10 protein-coding genes are annotated in these 18,595 nt (G+C 64.9%); 5 read left to right on the forward strand and 5 right to left on the reverse strand.

The window, feature by feature from the left end:
* Positions 1-67: 67 nt before the first annotated feature.
* From EDE12_RS21245 to EDE12_RS21255, 3 genes are all read right to left on the reverse strand, one after another.
* Complete coding sequence (locus tag EDE12_RS21245; protein WP_026599156.1) at positions 68-2,590, reverse strand: N-6 DNA methylase; 2,523 nt, start codon at positions 2,588-2,590, stop codon at positions 68-70.
* An 8-nt stretch (positions 2,591-2,598) separates the two neighbouring features.
* The gene (gene drmD, locus EDE12_RS21250; protein WP_036291077.1) at positions 2,599-5,748 is read right to left on the reverse strand and encodes a DISARM system SNF2-like helicase DrmD; all 3,150 of its coding nucleotides are present in this window, start codon (positions 5,746-5,748) and stop codon (positions 2,599-2,601) included.
* Positions 5,749-5,877: 129 nt separating this feature from the next.
* Positions 5,878-6,129: a helix-turn-helix domain-containing protein gene (locus EDE12_RS21255; protein WP_084768556.1), complete on the reverse strand. Its 252-nt coding sequence runs from the start codon at positions 6,127-6,129 to the stop codon at positions 5,878-5,880.
* 87 nt (positions 6,130-6,216) lie between these two features.
* Here EDE12_RS21255 and EDE12_RS21260 point away from each other — a divergent pair, with 87 nt between their 5' ends.
* The gene (locus EDE12_RS21260) at positions 6,217-7,128 is read left to right on the forward strand and encodes a hypothetical protein (protein ID WP_134188288.1); all 912 of its coding nucleotides are present in this window, start codon (positions 6,217-6,219) and stop codon (positions 7,126-7,128) included.
* A 49-nt stretch (positions 7,129-7,177) separates the two neighbouring features.
* Positions 7,178-7,456, forward strand: coding sequence for a hypothetical protein (locus EDE12_RS21265; RefSeq protein ID WP_134188289.1), 279 nt, complete (start codon positions 7,178-7,180; stop codon positions 7,454-7,456).
* Positions 7,457-7,846: 390 nt separating this feature from the next.
* On the opposite strand, the gene EDE12_RS21270 is transcribed toward EDE12_RS21265, so the two are convergent.
* Positions 7,847-8,218 (reverse strand): hypothetical protein, encoded by a 372-nt coding sequence (locus EDE12_RS21270; RefSeq protein ID WP_134188290.1) that lies wholly within the window; start codon positions 8,216-8,218, stop codon positions 7,847-7,849.
* Between the two features lie 131 nt (positions 8,219-8,349).
* Between EDE12_RS21270 and EDE12_RS21275 the strand changes: the two genes are divergently transcribed.
* On the forward strand, positions 8,350-10,365 hold the full coding sequence (locus tag EDE12_RS21275; protein ID WP_026599161.1) for an AAA family ATPase: 2,016 nt from the start codon (positions 8,350-8,352) through the stop codon (positions 10,363-10,365).
* A complete protein-coding gene (locus EDE12_RS22035; RefSeq protein WP_157198945.1) occupies positions 10,362-10,532 on the forward strand; it encodes a hypothetical protein in 171 nt (56 codons plus the stop codon). Before EDE12_RS21275 ends, EDE12_RS22035 begins: the two co-directional genes overlap by 4 nt.
* A 136-nt stretch (positions 10,533-10,668) precedes the next feature.
* Here EDE12_RS22035 and EDE12_RS21280 read toward each other — a convergent pair whose 3' ends face one another.
* A complete protein-coding gene (locus EDE12_RS21280; protein WP_036291082.1) occupies positions 10,669-16,275 on the reverse strand; it encodes a DUF3320 domain-containing protein in 5,607 nt (1,868 codons plus the stop codon).
* A gap of 1,273 nt (positions 16,276-17,548) precedes the next feature.
* Between EDE12_RS21280 and EDE12_RS21285 the strand changes: the two genes are divergently transcribed.
* A complete protein-coding gene (locus EDE12_RS21285; RefSeq protein WP_134188291.1) occupies positions 17,549-18,223 on the forward strand; it encodes a hypothetical protein in 675 nt (224 codons plus the stop codon).
* Positions 18,224-18,595 lie beyond the last annotated feature (372 nt).

Raw genomic sequence — 18,595 nt, forward strand, 5'->3', positions numbered from 1 at the left:
TCAACCGTAAGGCATTGGCGTTTCTTCACCTCGCCTCCATCCGCCTGATGCTCAGAAGGCTTTGTAATCAAGCATGAAGTTCGCGGACCGACTCTAAGAACGGCGGATTGCCGACGATGGCATCGAAGCCGGGATTCTCACGCACGAAAACTTCTGGAAACTCGATGTCCCAATGAAACGGGCGCCAGCCCTGCTCGGCGCGAAAGACGTCGCCTTTGCGGCGAAGCTGCTCCCAATCGGGCGTGATCGATCCTGCGATCCAGCTTTCGACCTTTTGCCGCTCGGTCTCCCGCGCGCGCGGCTTGTCGGCGGAAAAGAAGGCGGCGATCACCGCGTCGCCGACGATGCGCGCCGGCTCGCTCGCATCAAGCACGCGCGAATAGCGCGCCGCCTGCGCCTCTATGCGCACATCGTCACCGGCGTTGCGGATCGCTTCGCGCCCTTGCAGCGCGCCTTCCACCGCCTTTTTGATCGCGTCGCGAAATAGCGGCAGGCCGGGCTTGGTTGCGTCCCAATGCGCCGCCGCGATTTCGTCGCGCGTGAGCCCGACGAGGCTGTCGCCGGATTTCAGCGCATGGTCGAGAAAGGTGAATTCATGATCGCGCGCCAGGGTCGCCAGCCAGAGCGACAGGCGCGCGAGATCGACGGCCATCGGATTGCGGTCGACGCCATAGAGGCATTTCTGCGCGACGAGCCGGCGCGCATGCAGCGCCTCGTCCTCGTCCGGCGGCACGACGGGCTTTTCGGCGCCATACATGTTCCAGGCCTGCTCGAGCCTTTGTCCGAGCTGGCGGCAGGCCTCGACCAGAAAGGCGCCGGAGCCGCAGGCCGGATCGAGGATTTTCAGGCCCAGCACCGCCTCGGGCGAGGCCCGCTCGCCGATCCGCTCGAAAGCCGGCTCCAGCGCATGGCGCACGATCGGCTCGGTGAGCGAGCGCGGCGTGTAATGCGAGCCGGAGCGGCGACGCTCCTCGGTCGGCTGGAGAAAGGGCGCGCCGGGCCCGATGGGCGTCGCCTTGGGCGAGGCGCGCTCGTCGACGAGAGTTCCGAAGGCTTCGACGAGGGCGGCGACATCGCCGGCCTCCTTCACCGCCTTGGCCTGTTTCGCCGAGAGCTTGATCGATTTGTCCTTGAGCCATTTCTGCCGGTCGGCGGGCTTTTGCGTCAGCAGCGTGTCGAGGCCGATGAAGGTCGGGAGCTTTTTTTCGTCCCTCAGCGCGATCATGCGCTCGCTCGCGCGATCGGTCGTGAAGCCCATGACGGTCTCATAGACCGAGCCGATCGATTCCACATCGAGCGAGCGATAGGAGAGGCGTTCCCGGATTTTCTCATTCGAGAGGCTGCGGCCCTCGATCGTCATCAGCCCATGCAGAATGCGCAGGATGCAGCCGTCCGAGACCGGGAGGACGGTCGCAGCCTCGCGGCCCTCGCCTTTCTCGCGGCCCTCGAGGAAGGGGAAGTTCTCCGGATCGAAGAGCTTGCCGCCGCGGCCGGTGACCCAGCCGGGATAGCCCGCGTGAATGAGGCGGAACACGGCGAGGAGTTGGCCCCAGCCGCCGCGCCGATCGTCCATCGTATCGGGATTGAGCGCCTCGTCGGTGAGGAGGCGCATGTAGAGGGTCTTGATCGAATAGCCCTTCTCCCAGAGCTGGCGGAGCGCCGGATCGGGTGACGAGGGCAGAAGATCGCGGTCCTCGGCATAGAGGAGGAACACCAGCCGCATGAGGCAGGTGAGCAGGCCTTCGTAGAGGTGCTGCGGGTTGTTCTCGGCGAGCGCCTCGATGCGCTCCGGCGCCGCCCGGTGCAGGCCGCGCAGCAGCTCGTGCAGCGCGCCGAGCACTTGGCCCGAAAGCTTTTCGGAGACTTCGTTCTGCGCGGCGCGCGAGGCCTCCAGCAGCGCCCGCAGGCGCGTCTCCGGCGCGCCGGCGAAAAAGGCGCTGCGGCCGAGGCAGAGCTTGAGGCCGGCGAGCATGGGGCGGCCCTCGACCCGGCCGAGCGGCGCGAGCGGCCAGGAGAGCCAGCCGGCCGTCTCGCCGCGCGGCGCATAGACGAGCCGCAGCGTGTTGCGCGCGACGAGCAGGCCGACGCCGACATTGGTCTCGCGCAGCAGGCGCTCCAGCCGCTGATGCGGGCTCGCCTCCCACTCGCTCGACGGGAACTGGTTACGGTCGTCCGCCTCGAGCGAGGGATGCAGCATCACCAGCGCCTGGGCGGGAACGCCCTCCGGCGCGTCGCCCTTCCATAGGACGACCATGTCCGGCGCTAGCAGCGTCTCATGCTCGGGAACGGTGATGGTGAGCTCCGACGGGATCGCCGGGCCGCCGGGGGCGCCGGCGACGAGCTTCGCCGACCACTCCAGCACGGTCTCGAAGAAGCGCCAGGCGTCGTGCAGCTCGAACAGCCGATCGTCCTCGCGCCGCGCATCGGTCGGAAGGCCGAGCGCCTGCGCAGCGTCTTCCGTGTCGAGCGGCGTCTGGCGGATGGGGTTGAGGCCCCGCTCGCGCAGAATATTGGGGCCGACGACCAGCCCCTCCGGCTGGAGATAATTCAGCCATTCGACGGTTTCGTCCATGCGCGCCTGATAGGTCATGGTCTCGTTCAGTTGGTCGCGGGCCAGAGGTATATGAGGGCGATCGGCTCGAGTCGACGCGCCTGCACCTCATAGCCCTTGCGCACTTTCTCGGGCTCAGTCGCCAGCTCGTCCTGAAGTCGGAGGAGCTTGCCGTCCCAGGAGCGGCGGTCGGCCTCGAACTGCCGCATCTCCCTTTCGAGCTGCTTCTTCATCTCTTCCGTCGAAGGACCGAAGAGATCGCCCTGCGCAGGCGGCGGCGGGGGCGCTTTTTCGCGAATGGCGTCGCGCACCTTGTCGATCTGCCGTTGCAGCAGGGTGGAAAGCGCATCGGCCTCGCGGCGGCCATTCTCGGCGAGTTCTCGGGCCGCCTCGGCCTCCGACGCCGCGGCGCGGGTCTCGAGATGCGGACGCAGATCGGCGATGTCGCGCTCCACGCCCTGTTGCAGGCGATGGATGACACCCTCGGTGGGGGAGCGGCCGTCGCGCAAGGCCTCGGCGAGATGTTTGATCGTCGCGCCTTCGCCGGCTTCGCCGAAAGGCGCGAGCGGGCCCTTTTCGCGTCCCGTGTCGCGCCAGGCGGCGGTGATCGGGATCATCTCCTCATGCAGCCGCCGCGCGCCGGGGCCAAAGAGCGAGAGCCGGCCGACCAGCACCACGCGCGGCGCGGCGTTGTCGCCGACGATCGCCGTCACCCTCCCGACGGAGGCGCGGAAGCCCTGGCTGACGAAGCGCGAGATCAGCCGCTTCACGAGGCGATGTTCGAGGTGGAGCTGCACCACGTCCTGCGGCTCCGGCTCCCCATCGGGGATGCGGGGCGGCTCGAAGACGAGGCTGCGCACCGGCGTCTGACGTCGCCATCGCGCTCGGTCCTTCGGATTGGAGGGACGCCCGGGCCGAAGCTCGTCGAAGAGCGAGGCCCAGCTCGCATCCTTCGAGAAGCTCGGCGCGTCCGGATCGAGCTTGACCGCCTCGGCGATGCTCGCGCGTCCCGGCTCGAAGACGGCGCCGACATCCTCCAGAGCCACCTCGACGACACGGCGAATGTCGGCGCCTTCGACGCCGACTCGGCGGCGCGCCTGCTCGAGCGCGCGCTGGAGCTTGTCCTGTTCGCTCTTCAGGCGTGCGATGCGACGCTCCGCCTCGTCTCCCAATTCACGTTCGGCGATGTTCACGCGCTCGGACTGCGCATCATCGAAGGACGCCGCCAAGCCGGCGGCGTCGCGCCGACGAATGCCTTCGCGCGTGAGCGTCTGCTCCATGCGCATTCGCAGCACTTCGCCCGCAGCTCCGAGTTGCCGTCGGATCACCTCGGTCTTGCGCACCAGGGCGTCCAGCACGCGGTCCTCCTCGCGCTGGTCATAGATGAAATATCGGCAGGACACGATCTTGGACGGTTGCAGCTTGCGGTCGATGCGTCCGTTGCGCTGTTCGAGGCGTGAGGGATTCCAAGGCAGATCGACATGGATCAGGTCATGACAGCGCGCCTGGAGGTTCAGGCCCTCGCGCGCGGCGTCGGTGCAGACGAGGATGCGCACGGGCTCGTGATCGAAGGGCGCGTTGAAGGCGATCTTGATGCGGTCCCGCTCCTCGAGGCTGGTCTGGCCGGTAAAGACGAGAATGCGCCCCTTGATGTCCACGCGGCCATGGCTGCGTTGTAGCAGACCCTCCTCGAGCCGAGCGACGAGCCAACGGCGCGTGTCGTCCCATTCGGTGAAAAGAATCAGCCGTCGATTACGCCAAGCGTGCGAGGCGTCCAGCATCTCGGCCTGCATCCAGTCGAGGATCGCGCCGATGCGGGCGTCCGGCGCGTCGCGCTCCGCGCCGCTGATCGCGAGCATCCGATCGACGTGGGCGATCGCGGCGTCGAGATCTTTCAGCTCTCCTTTGGCCTGAGCCGTCGCCTCCTCGATCAAGTCATTGTCGCTCGACAATTCCGGGGGCAGCTCGGATTCGTTCTCCTGTTGCGCCTCTCGTTTCCGGAGCAGCGTCTTGCGGTGCGTGCGCAAGGAGCGGTCGAACGCCCTGATGGAGGAGAATAACCGCTGCTGAAGGTTGGAGAAGAGGAAACGGGCCCTCGCGCCCCCGGCCGCCGCCTCGCGATATTCGTCGAGCATTGCGGCGAGACGCAATTCCGGCGCGTCCTTGGGAAGACCGTCGATTCGAATGGGCTCGACGCGCCTCTCCGGCAACAGATGTCCGAGGCGACGCAAATCCTCCTTCAGGCGCCGGACCATCACCGGCTCCAGCTCCTTCGCCTCGACGTCGATGCCGCGTGTGAAGCGCTGGGGATCGAGAATTTCGAGCAAGGTGGCGAAGGAGTTCGAGTGGCCGTTGTGCGGCGTCGCCGAAAGGAACAAGCGATGCTCGAAGAGACCGGCGATTTCTCGGACCGATCGCGTGAACTGGCTTTCCACGGCCCATGCCGCCCCCGATGCGGGCGCGGCGTGATGCGCCTCATCGAGGATGAGCAATGAGCCGGGACGGAAGCCTGACATGATGTCCCGCAGTCCATTGGTATAGGCGTCGTCGGAGAGGACGCTGTGCGAGACGATGAATCTCGACCCCACGCTCCACGGATTGGCCGAAAAGCCTCTGGTGCGACGCGTTTCGAGGAGATGCTCACGATCGACGATCGTGAAGTCCAATCCGAATTTCTGCGCGAGCTCGTCCTGCCATTGGAGCAGCATCGACGCCGGCGCTGCGACGACGATCAATTCGATGCGCCGCCGTAGCAAGAGTTCGCGAACGATGAGCCCGGCCTCCACCGTCTTGCCGAGCCCGACGTCATCCGCGATCAGCAAGTTCACACGCGGTAGCTCGAGCGCCTTCGCGAGCGGGAGGAGCTGGTAGGAGTCCAAACGGATCCCCGCGCGAAACGGCGCCTGAAAGAGCTTCCGGTCCGCGGCCGTAGCCGATCGCCATTCCGTCGCGCGAAGATATGCGCCGAGATGCCGGGGCCCTTCGAAGCCTGATGAGTGCAATGAAGACCAATCGTTCAGATCGACCACTCGAGCTTGAAGCTCGGCCGCCGGCGCCAACAGAAGCGTCTCGCCTTGGGAGTCGTCCTCGCAGGACACGAGGTGCAGAGTTGAGACAGATCCCGTGCGGTCATCATTCTCGACGAGCCACGACTTGCCGCGAGCGATGAGAAAGTCGCCAACCTTGGGAGCGGTCATGACAATATTCCATTCGTGAAAGTCATCGAGCCTGCCATGACGCCCCTTTAGGCCCCGAGGAGGACGAACTCAATCCCAGCGCTCGACTCGTATCGCCGGCTACGACGTCAGGCTAGCCCTCGGGAAATATCATAGCTTCCGAACTTTGATACCGATGCCGACCCCATCTTCGAACAAGAGTTCTGCCCCCCGCTCTTCGAGAGCATGCTGGATGTCGCGTAATGTTCGGTCATAGGGAACGGATGCTCCGCGTTCGAAATCGGCGATCGTTTTCACATTTACAGCGCACGTCTGCGCGAGCTCGCGCTGTGAGAGATTGAGCCAGCCGCGCGCGGCGCGAAGCTGGGCGGGTGTAAGTCGTGGTGGCGAATCATTTGTCATTGGTTAACTATAACTCCGGTGATTTGATGACGCATCGGATTTTTTATGGTCTTTAGAGCATGCCATCAGCCGAGAAGGAGAAGTGACATGCCCATCAAACCGCATCACCGCCCCCAGCAACAAAATCCGGTTCATTGCAGCGACGACCTCGTGCGCACGACACGCCAGGCCGTCGCAAATGCGTTCGCCGCGAGTTTCCCTTGCGACCCGTTGTTCGATCCGTCGCTCGCGAGATTGCTGTCGACGTGCGGATCGATAGTGAAGCGCCACGGCGGCCTCATCGAAGCTGCAATCGCCGAGGCGCTCGTCGAGAGCGGAATGGAAGTCTGGAGGAACGTCAGAATCCCGTTCATGCGCAGCGCTCTCACCATCGTCTCTTCTCCCGACTTCGCGCTCGACCGAATTCAGCGCATCACCTTTAGCCAAGACGATATCGGCGGCTATTTCGACGCCGATATTGTCGCCGTCGATGCACGTTGGGCCTGCGCGCTTCAGATACGCCGCGGAGGCGGAGAGACCGGGCCGGTAAAGCGTCGGCGCATGGAACGGGAAATTCGGGCAGTCGATCTGAGCTTGGTTTCCTGGCTGCGGCAGCTCGGCTTCGACACTGTAGAGACCGGCGGCGCGGCCTTGGTCGACTGGCTCGGCCTATCCGGATTTTCCGCGGATATCACGCTTCATGGCGACGCGCTGGACGTGGCGCTCGGAGCGCCGGCGACAGCTAAAATCGAAGCGATGAGCGCAACCCTACGGCAGACGCTCGACTGTCAAATCGCGACGCTTTTGCGGCCAGTCGTTGCGGCGGTGGACGTCGACAGAAGTCAGCACGCGAGGCGCGGGCGTCGAACCGTCCTCGATGCCGCCGGCCAGCCGATCGTCGCCCCGCGTTTGCGGCAGGAGCAGGCCCCGGATAACCCGCGACAACCGGAACGCGATCGGGCCACGTCGTTTCGCTTCCCGCGCCCGGAACGTGGGGATGGCGCCAAGCGCTTTCACTGAACCAGCGCTCTCTTTCTATGATCTGCGATCCAGTATGGAGTAATGCGTAATGAGTAATCCAGTTTTTCCGAGCGACGATCCTCACGAAATCATGCGTGAAACGCGCATGCTGTCCGACGACATCGTCCGCCTTCTCGCGGACGGCGAACCGTCGACCGAGGCGCTCGCGACCGCTCCTATCCTCGATCACTGGGCGATTGTAGCGCGAATGAGGTCGGCGCTCACACTTACGAGCATCGCGCACCCCGCAGTCGGCGATCACCGCCTGATCACTACGACCGAGGTGTTCCGCCCTCGATCCGCGCGGCGGTTACAGTCGTCGTTCTGATCTAGCTCCCCGATTCCCGAATTTCAACGCGCTCGCAGCGAGCGCGATCAGGAGATCTATGCATGCAGCCTTATCATAATATCGAATCTCATCGCACGTCTTCTCTCGTTTGGTGGAGAAGTTTTCCGGCCTGCGCCTTCACGAGCGCACATGAGGCGGTGCTGACACAGGAGTTGGCGTCTCTCTTCGGCGCCGATTGGCGCGCCGCCCGTGACGATGCGGCGGTCGCGATCGCTCGCGCTATTCGCACTCTTCACGACAAGCGCGCTCCGGCCGACGCTGTCGACGCCGTAATGAGCGTCGCGCTGCTCCACGTCCTTCGTGGCGATGCCGCCGCACGCGAAATCCTCATTTTTGGTCTGTGTCGCCAAAATTCGCTCGCCTGCGACCTCATCGCTGACGGATGGCGCCACGCGCCGGTGATCCAGAGGCTTTGTGCATCGAGTTTGCCGCGCCGTCGTCGGTTTCGCGTCGCGCAATGACAGCAAAGCGCACGCCGGAGGGCACCTTTTGTCGTCGGTGAATCACCGCGACGTCGACACGAGATTTTCTGGAGGGGTGTAAGTTATGCACGATAAGCTTTTTCTGGGTCATGATCCGGCCGAAATCATACGGCGAGCGAGACTTCTTGCAGGCGATATAGAGCGCCTCCTCGCAGAGGGACGCCCGTCGGACGATGATCTCGACAACGCTCCAATCCTCGATCGTTGGATAGTCGTCGCGCGCATAGCGCCCGCTCTCGCAGGAGCGGTTACTGGTCATCCCGTGCTCGACAACCGTAGCATTATCACCTCGGATCTTTTCGCGCTCGACGCCGACGCCGGCTGGGCGCGCACGGCGGGCCGCTTCTATCGCCTCGGTCGTCCCGGCGGCGCGGCGCGCGGGAGGGACCAATGAGCAAGCTCTCGGACCTGCAACGAAACGACGACGACGATCTCTTCGACCGCCCCGACGACGATGCGCCCGCGCCCGGCAACGTCGCCGACGCGCTCGCGGGGGCGTGCCTCGGGGCGGCCCTGCCGGCGGATCTGCGCCGGCGCATCCGTCGCGGCGCCACGGTGGCCGTGGTCGTCCATGCGCCCGGCGCCGACTGGTGCCCGGCCCTGGCGCGCGCCGTCCGCAAGGATCCGCAAAAGATCGTCTGCGTGTCTCGGGACGGCTCCAGCCGCCGCGACCACGATCCCGCGCACGGCAACGACGGCGTCGCCGCGGATCTCGCGGGCGGGCGTTCCGTGATCGGCGTCTCTCAGGATCCGCAGCGGTGCCTGCCGTCGACGCTGGTCGCCGTCGCCGACGCGCAGGTCCGCGTCTGCGCTCCCGACGCCAAAGTCCTGCGCTCGCTGCTGCGGAAGTATGCGAGCGGACGCGTTCCCGACGCGCTCCCCGACGTCTCGACGCTCGGCTTCCATGAGATCGTGGCCTGCTTCCGCTCGGGCGCGGCGGCGCGCGACGTCGTCGCCAATTTGCTGCGGATCGCCGACGCCAAGAAGGCGGTGACCGTCGGGGCGATCCGCGACGCGGACGACGTCCCGCCGCTCGACTGCCTGCCCGCCGATCTGCGCCGGCTGGCGCGGGACATCGCGTCGGGCGTCGCCGACTATCGCGCCGGTCGAATCCGCTGGCGCGACGTGCGGACGCCGGGCGTGCTGCTCGCCGGCCCGCCCGGCGCGGGAAAGACGACTTTTGCGGCGGCCCTCGCGAAGGGGATGGACGTCCCGCTGATCGTCGATTCCTGCGGGCGGATGTTCGCGCGCGGCGGCGACGCCGGCCACCTCGGCACCATCGCCCGCGCGATGCAGGACGTCTTCGATGCGGCGCGCGCCGCCGCCTCCGCCGCCGGCGCCTGTGTCCTCTGCATCGACGAGTGCGAGGCCGCATGCCCCGACAGGTCGTCGATGGATCGGCGCGGCCGCGACTTCTGGACGCCGGTCGTCACCCTGGTGCTGACCCTGCTCGAGGACCACGACGGCGTGATCGTGGTCGCCGCCTCCAATTGCGCCGATGCGGTGGACGCCGCCGCCGTCAGGCCGGGCCGGCTGACGCGCGTCGACGTCGCTCCGCCCGGAGCGGACACGCTCGCGCGTATCCTGCGCTGGCGGCTCGGCGACGCGCTTTCGGGCGTCGCCGACGCCGATCTCGTCGCGACGGTCCGTCTCGCCGGGCCCGGCGCGACGCCGGCGCAGGCGGCGCATTGGGCGCGCGACGTCCTCCACGCCGCCCGCAGCGCGCGCCGCGACGCCGGGCTCGACGACCTGCTGCGCGCGGTCGCTCCGCCCGATCATCGCTCGCCCGCCGACCGCCGCATCGCCGCCGTCCATGAGGCCGGGCACTGCGTCGCCTATCTCGACGCGGGCCTGACCATCGCCTCGACGTCGATCGTCGTGCGCGGGAACGCCGGCGGGGAGACCCGCGCCGCGGGGCACCGACCCGAGTTCCCGACTCGCGCCGACCTCGACGCCGGCGTCGCGCTGCTGCTCGCCGGGCGCGCCGCCGAGGAGGTCGTGCTCGGTGCCGCGTCCACGGGCGCCGTCATCGATCTCGCGATGGCGACGCGCGCGCTGGCCGACGGCCTCGGCGCCCACGGGCTGGGCGACACGCTGCTGCACCGCTCCGACCCGGCGGCGACGCTGACCTTCGACCACGCGCTGCGCGCCGCCGTGGAGGCCGATCTCGCCAGGCTCCACGCCCGCGCGCTCGACCTGATCCGCCGGCGCCGCGCCGACGTCGAGCGCATCGCCGACGCGCTGCTGACGCGACGGTTCCTGACCGGGGACGACATCGCCGTCCTGCTGGCGGCGCCGCCGGTCCGCAGCGGCGGCCCGAAGAGCGGGGCGAAGGACGCCAAGCCCGGCCCGAAGGTTCGCGGACCCAAAGTTCGCGGGCCGAAGATTCGCGGGAGGAATTCATGAGCGACGGCGATCTTCTCGACGACGTCGTCGCGCGCCTGTGGACGGTGCGCGCGGCTCGGGGCCGGCATCTACCGCGCCGCTGGGTTGGTCGCTCCGCGAGATCGAGAGTGCTGTTCTCGACGTGGCCGAACGTCGAGCCCGACTTCACAAAGAAAAAGACAGCGTGACCGAGTGTTTCCCACAGAGCCGCCAGAAATGTAATTCTTCTGACTCTGTGCTGTACTGTCTACCTTCCCCACATTGCAACCAGGAGCGATCGCTTTCTCGTTGGAAGCATACAGGAGGCGTGAAGCCAGACATGCACTATGCTTCTCGAACCAATTCCTCATTCGACGTTTCATCGCCCACGACACACATGAGAACGCCGGCCTGCATCGTCAGCACTCCTCCTTCGAGCGCCTCGTTGATCTGCTTTTGGATGACGTCTCGCACGTTCGCGCCGGTCGATCTGATGCCGAACATCCTGGAAACCGATTGCACGACCTGATCGGTGGTCGCACCGAAATTGCGCCGCACGACATCGACTACGGCTGAGCGGATTTCCGATGGCGGTAGCATTTCTGCTCGTCGCAGCGTCTGCGAGGTTGCGGAGCTTCGGTCTCGAATGCGGACAGGCGAATTCGGAGCCGACAGGAAATCGATTAACTTTTCGATCCGACCGGTCGTAACCGCGACGCCAATCGCCGCTTCGACTGCTTGCTGAATACGATTTCCCGCTCTTTTGAGACCGAAAGCGTCGCGAATACGACTGACGACTTCGTCAGAATGAACGGGACCTTCGATCCGCACCGCCTCTTCGACGAGCGCAATCAGGATCCCGATCGGCGCTTCGTGCAATTCACCGGCCCAAGCCGAGGGCCGGCTCAACACCGCTTCGATATAGGCGTCGCTCGAACTCTGAGACTCTTCGCCAACGGGAACTAGGCCGATCTCTGTGAAGTCCTCCCGCTCGATCGTGACAATGTCAACCGGCGCCGCGCGAGTCGCTCTCGTGGTCGTAGCGTCGTGCTCCTCCTTGGCCGTTTGTATTTTGGCGATGATGAGGTCGAGCTGCTCGGCCGGACGTTGGAACCAATCTGCGCTCCAGACTCGATGAATGGTCCAGCCATGACTTTCGAGCACCGATTGCCGCAGCCGGTCGCGGTCACGCGCCGAGCGGGAATCGTGATAAGCGACGCCATCGCACTCGATCCCTAGCAGATAACGGCCGGGCCGATCCTCGTCGGCGACGGCGAGATCGATGAAGAAGCCTGCGAGTCCGACCTGACGGTGAACCTGATAGCCGCGAGCCTGGAGAGCCTTGGCGACTTGCTCCTCGAACACGCTGTCATGGTCGCGACCGGTGCTCTCCGCCAAGGTCAGCCTCCCTGTCCGGGCATAATGCAGGAACAGGCGAAAGGCGAAGACGCCCTTGCGGGTCGACGCGAAATCGGGCTCGATATCCTCGTCGGTCAATGAGGCGAAGACTTCGCAGCGCTGCTTGGCGCGAGAAATCAGCACATTCAGGCGCCGTTCGCCGCCTTCCGCGCCGAGCGGTCCAAAGCGCATCGGAACACGACCTCCTGGCGTCGTGGGCCCGTATCCGACCGAGATGAAGATCACGTCGCGCTCGTCGCCTTGCACGTTTTCCAGGTTCTTGACGAAAAACGGTTCCGCATGATGCGCCTGAAAAAACGCCTCCGTCTCCGGCGGCAATGTGCGGCGGATGAGCTCCAACTGGTCGAGGATCGCGCGTCGCTGAGCGACCGAAAACGCGACGACGCCGAGTGATAGATTCGAATGCTCGCTCGCGTGAGCGGCTATCGCTTGCGCGACGATTTTGGCTTCGATCTGATTGGTGCGGGAGGCGCCGGCCTCGAACAATCCTTGCTCTATGTGATGGAAGCGCAATCCCATGCCGGCTTCGGATGTGTAGGGGCTCGGAACGATGAAGAGCTTGCCCTCATAGAACTGGCGGTTGCTGACCGCGATCAGTGACTGATGCCGGCTGCGATAATGCCATCGGAGCATTCGCGTCGGCAGGCCACGGGCCGTGAATAGACCGAGGATGCTCTCTATGTCCGCGACCCGGCCGCCGTCATCCTCATCGTCGTCGTCGACGGCGCCGGTCATTTTCGAGAAAAAGGCTGTCGGTGGCAGCTGTTTCGGATCGCCGACCACGACGACTTGCTTCGCGCGTGCGATGGCGCCGAGCGCGTCGACAGGTTGGATCTGGCTCGCCTCGTCCATCACCAATAGGTCGAAGTCGAACACGCCCGGAACGAGAAACTGGGCCACGGAGAGGGGGCTCATCATGAAGACCGGCTTGAGCGCCTGCACCGCCGGCCCGGCCTTCTCCATGAGCTTGCGGATCGGCATATGACCGCGCCTCTTCTGAATTTCAGCGCGAAGCGCGCCCAAAGGACCGACGGAGCCGCCGTCCCGAGGGGGAATCTGCTTGTGATGCGCGCGCACGACCTCGAGGCCGGCCATCGCCATCCGCTGACGGTCGAGATCGACGAACTCGCGCACCTTGCGGCCATGCAGAGTTCCGTCGAACCGACCGAGTTCCGGCGCCAGACGCACCTGATCCGCGTGGACGGCTTCGTAATAGGCCATCTCGAACGCTGGGATGACCTCGCCGGCCTTCAACCTGCCATCCTCCAGACGGCCGACGACCTCTGCGCAGCCGAGGGCTCGGCCTCGCTCCGCGCGATCTCGATAGGCGACCCATTTGGACAATTGCTCGCCGCCGGCAGCCCAATCGCCGAGCCGCTGTCGCAGACTTTCGAGCGACACGAGGCCGATGGTCGCCGACCCGAAACCTCTTGGGAGGTCGAAGGACATTGCCGTGAATGCGGCGTCGAGATCGGCGACGAGCGACGACTGGTCTCCTTCGATCGCATCGGCTCGATCGGCGAGCGCTCGCCGACCCTCGATCCGACTCGCCAAGAGCCGAATGTCGCCGTTGCTATCGATCCAGTCGGCGGCGCTCTTCAGCGTGTTCCACTCGGATGTATTGCCGCGCCAATCCACGCCGAAGGCCGAGCAGCCGAGCGTCTCTCTCGACGCCAGCGCCTCGGCGCATGTGCGCCCTTCTGCGATGAGAGCCAGCATATCCAGCCGAACAGCAAGAATGGTGAACGAGGCCTTCTCGAGCGCCGCCACAGCTCGGTCGGCGGCGTGGAATCCTCTCGCCGCATCGAGCATGGGAGCGAGTTCGGCCCTGTCCGCCGTCGGCGCTGCGCCGAACAATAGGGCGCGCTCCGGCAGCTCGTTCCAGAGCGCTTTGACGACCGGCGCCGCCTCGACGAGAAGCATCGCGGTCCGCTCCATGCAGGATGCGATCATCTCGCGGTCTGGATTATTCGCCGCGACACGTCGCGGCTCATCGCCCAACCCCTTCAGTGACCGCATCCATTCGACGAGCGCCGACAATGGCGCCGAAGCGGAACGGTCGCTCCTCCAGTCCGAGGCGAAGACTTTTCGTCCGAAATCGTCGTCGCTCTCGATCAGCCGCTTGGCGGCTTGCCCCCTGATGAGCGCATCGAGCTGCGCGAGCGTATCCGCCAATGGCTGATCCGGGCTACGGAGGACGGAACGAGCCAAGGCGTTGGCGTGTCGCCACTCGCCGCTCAGAATCTTGAAGAATCCGTCGCCGTGATAAGCGAGCGTCGTCCGCGCGCCCGACAAATCCATCGTCCAAGCCGCATCCGACAGGCTGGCGCCGATCTCCGCTCGCGCCTGCTCGAGCGAGCGAATGGCGTCGGCGAGATCGGCCGCGCGCTCGACGTTATCGTTCCAAAGATCATTCGCAAAGGCTTCGGCGCTCGCGACCGGCGCCGCTACGACACGCTCGCCGATCTGCATGAGACGTCGGACATCGGCGAGCGTGAGCGGCAGCGCAAAGGCCATTGTGTCCGCCAGCGCCTTCGCCTCGACGACGAGCCGCGGGAGAAGGGCGACCAGAGTCCCAAGGCGCTCGAAAGCCGCCGAAGAGAAGGCAGGCGGCAGCAGCGCCAGAGTCTCGCGAAGCGGCGCGGTCTCCGTTTCCCACGCCTCGTCATGGAAGACGCTCGCCAAATCGGTTCGGAGGCTCGCATAACGAGCGCCATTCACCAGCAGCGTTTGGATCGCCTCGCGATCGTCGACCCAGGCGGTCGCGCCGAGCGCCGCGCCGGAAAGGTCAGGCGCGGCCGCGATGCGTCGAGCGAGCTCGATGACCGGGGAAAGCTCGTCGAGCGTCGTCGCCGGCGCGCGCTCGAGAATCGATGCGAGGTCGACCTGCGATGCCTCGAGCGCGTGGAGCCGTTCACTGAGCGCTGCGAAACGCGTGGTCAGGCGATCCACTTCTAATGGCGTGACGGCGGCGAGCCCGACGCCGCGCCAGATGTGATCGTCAGGCGTGCCGATCGCCTCGACGCGCTCGACCAGCTCGGACAGCGCTGCATGGCGTTCCGAGAATCCATCGGCCGTCCATTCCGCAGGAGCTTGCAGCTCGATATCATTAGGCCTTTCGCCTGCGAGCCGCAGGCGGACGAGCTGTCCAATCACCTGATAGGGCGTCAACCCGGCCGCGGCATGGGGCTGGTGCATTCTCGCCGCGTGCGCGTTCAACCCGTCTCGCGCTTCCGACAAACGTGCGCACAATGAGCCTGCATCCGGTCCCCTCGGCGCCCCGAGCTCCCATGTGCGGCGCAGTTCTTCGAGCAAAGCGCGCTTATTGGCCTTGTTGCTATGCAGCTCCAGACAGGCGTCGCCCACGCCGGTGGCGTCGAGCCGGCGCTTCACCACATCCAGAGCCGCCATTTTCTCCGCGACGAACAGCACCGCTTTTCCGTCCGCCACGGCGGAAGCGATGATGTTGGCGATCGTCTGGCTCTTGCCGGTTCCGGGCGGCCCTTGGATCACCATGTCGCGTCCGCGCCGCACCTCGTGAATGGCGAGCGCCTGGCTGCTGTCGCTGTCGACGATGTGCACCATCTCGGCGGGCGGAATGAACGGATCGATCTTGGCGTCCTCGTGGATCATGCCATCCGAGCCGTCGAAGCCGTCGGTGAGCAGGCTGCGGATCAGCGGCCGATCGCTGATCCGCGCATGATCTGGCCAAGTCTCGGGGTCGAGGTCGCGATACATGAGGAATTTGGCGAAGGAGAAGAAGCCGAGACCCATGTCGTCATGTTGGACGGCCCAGCCCGGCTTTTCCGTGACCGCCTCCGCCACGCCGTCCATATAGGCGATCGGGTCAAAGCTATCGGACGCTTCGAAATCGGGCAGGCGGATGCTATGTTCCCGGGCGAGGAAGGCCTCGAGCGACAAATTCGACGCGAACTCCTCCGGCCGTGAGCGAAGCTTGAATTTCTCCCCGGCATTGCCGCGCTCGAGAGAAACCGGCACGAGCAGCAAGGGCGCGAAACGCGGGTTCGCCGACTTCGGATCGATCCACTTCAGCGCGCCGAGCGTGAGATAGAGGATGTTGACGCCCTGCTCCTCCTCAAGCGTGCGCGCGTCGTAATAGAGCTCGAGCAGTCGCTTCTGAAGCCCTTTCGGCGTCAGCCGGGTCTGGAGCCGCGTGTCGGAATGTCTGGTGAACACGCCGCGCTCATCCGCGACATCGTCTTCGGGCTGGGCGAGGTCCGATATTTCGTCGCTTTCCCCCTCCGGCTCGCCGTCGCTCGCGCGCGCCGCCTTTCCGGCGACGAAGGTGAAGACCTTGCCTTCTCGTATCAGCAGGCGAAAGACTTCGGCGCTCTTCTCATCCACGATTTCGAGCGATCGTCCCGCCTTGGCGGACCGCGGCATGTTGAGCAGCCGATTTCGCGCCGAGAGGTCCAGCAGTTCCTTGCGCGCGCGATCGAGCTTTTCGGCGATCGGGAGATTGCTTTGAAATACTGAGACATTTTGGTCTTCGGGATGAACAATGGCGTCCATCGAAATACACGTCCCTCATTCAGGATGAAATGAATTCTATTCAGAGCTCGATCGAGCTCCGACCGCCCTCGCAATGACCGGGCAGGCCGCTGCGCTATGGCTGGTGACGATATTCGGCAAAACGCGATCAGCCAAGCCAGCCTGCAAGAAAAACTCATAGCGTGTTTACCGGTTTTACCAGTTTCCAGCCGTCAGCGTTTTTTTCGGCGTCGCCGGCCACTCCTTTACCGGCGTTCGCTCCGATCGGAGGACGAGCGGGCGTAACTGCGTTTCGAGGTCGAAACCGAGGTGATGCGTTTGCGCCGCGCCACGCCACGTGCGCTCATGAGGGCCTACATTCCCAGGAGCATGCTGCCGCTTGATTGGCGATCACATCTAGAGCGAGGTGATGCGCGCGCCATTCGACGCCTTTTCGGCTCAACCCGAGAATGCGTCGCGAGCTCTCTCTTCAAGCTATTGATTTTAAGCCTATTTTTGAAACGAAGAGTTACGATGACGTCACGGCAACTCGTGGGCGAGGCGCCGTAACCCGCGAGAAAAATGCATAGCGTGTTACCAGTTTTACGAGTTACCAGCTGTCCGCGCTTTTTTCGGCGTCGCCGATCACTCCTTTACCCATTTCCCAACGTTCGCGCCGATGGTCGATTCGCGACGACCATGCGACCTCTTTCAGTCGTCTATCTTACGCGGCGATCGGACGCGATGATAGCGAGGCCTTGGACGGCTCCGTCGCGCCTGAGCCGGCGCCATTCGGCAAGAGGCAACGGATTGGCGGAAGCTTAATGGTACCCCTCCAGACAACGGCCGTTTCGGGCGAGGACCGCCTATCTTTGCAAGGTTTCTAACGAAAGTTGACCGATGAGACGATCAATTAGTCCGTAGAGAACGACATGTGAACTCTGAGCCCCGGGAATAGCTTCGAGGCTAAAAAGGTTAGTTTCATCGCAGAAAAATAATATACGCTATTGACAGAGCCAAAATCTCGAGTGACGCTTACACATCGATCTCCATTAACCCTTCGGTGCCGCCAATGATCATGCCAGATCCAGCCACTTTCGCCGCCGAGGCCGAGGCGCTCCATTCGTTGCATTCTGCGTCCTCCAAAGCCATCAATGCCATGTGGAGACGGACCGGCCGTGAGGCGCTCAAAGCTCATCTCGATCGACCGATCGGCGGCGTCACCGCTAAGATGATCTACGGGGCGATTGGAATCGCCGCGGAAATGCTGAACGATCCATCCCAACGCGCAGCGCTCGAGGCTCGCGGCGACGCTATGCCGACGGTCGATCCTCCGGCGATCGATACGACTCCCTGCGATCTCGTGCTCGTCCTGCCGCAGAAGCCCTCTCCAGCCCTCGCGCAAATGCTCATCGAGCTCGGCCTCACCTGCCACACGGACGCGAGACGCACGCATGGAATTGCCTGCTGCCTGTGGCAGGGGCGGGCCGCGCCGTCGATCGTGATCCCGCTCGTGGAGGCGGTCCGCGGGCAGGTGATCGCCATCAGCCTGCCGCCGTCGCCGAATGGCGCGGAGAGCGACACCTCCAGTGGCGAAGCCTCGGACGACGATTCTGATCGGCGCGAGCCCGAGGTCGAGGGCGAGGGCGAGGGCGAGCCCGCCCCGAGCGTCACGGTCGCCCGGCGACGTGGGCGGCCCAAGGCCGAGCAGAAATCCGCTGCGCAGAACGACGCGGCCACGTCCGCTCCGGTGACTTCCACCTCCGCGGATACCCCGGAAGGCGAGCGGCTCCAGCAGGACGACGCCCCGCCGATCATCGCGGATGACAATGTCGAGATCGACGGTGAATTGGCGCCCTCGCTGGCCCCGGCCCTCGAGGAGCACACCGAGCCGCCGTTCGCGATGCGAATGAACAGCGCGGCGCCCGCGATCGAGAGCCCGACACAGAGCAGCGATGCCAAAATCCCCGAGTTCCTGCGCGATGGATGAAAATCGTTCAAAATCCGACGAGATCGCAAATCTCGGCGGGAGTGAGGACCCGATCACCGTAACTCGGAGCTAGGCAGTGCACTTCGCGTCCGTCCGTCTCTTGCGTCTCAAGAATGGCAGGCAGGTCCAAGCGGCGAGCGACCATGCCAATCGCCTCGACGAGACCTCCAGACTTAGGGTCCGGCCTGACGCGGACAGCGACCGAAATTTTGCGTCGCATCCTTGGCGCGAGGATGGCGCCTGTGGCGGCCTGCGATTCGACTACTTGGCGGACCTGAGAGTCGGTCCGCGAACTTCATGCTTGATTACAAAGCCTTCTGAGCATCAGGCGGATGGAGGCGAGGTGAAGAAACGCCAATGCCTTACGGTTGA

The sequence above is a fragment of the Methylosinus sp. sav-2 genome, from assembly GCF_004366495.1.
In the GTDB taxonomy this organism is placed as follows: Bacteria; Pseudomonadota; Alphaproteobacteria; order Rhizobiales; family Beijerinckiaceae; genus Methylosinus.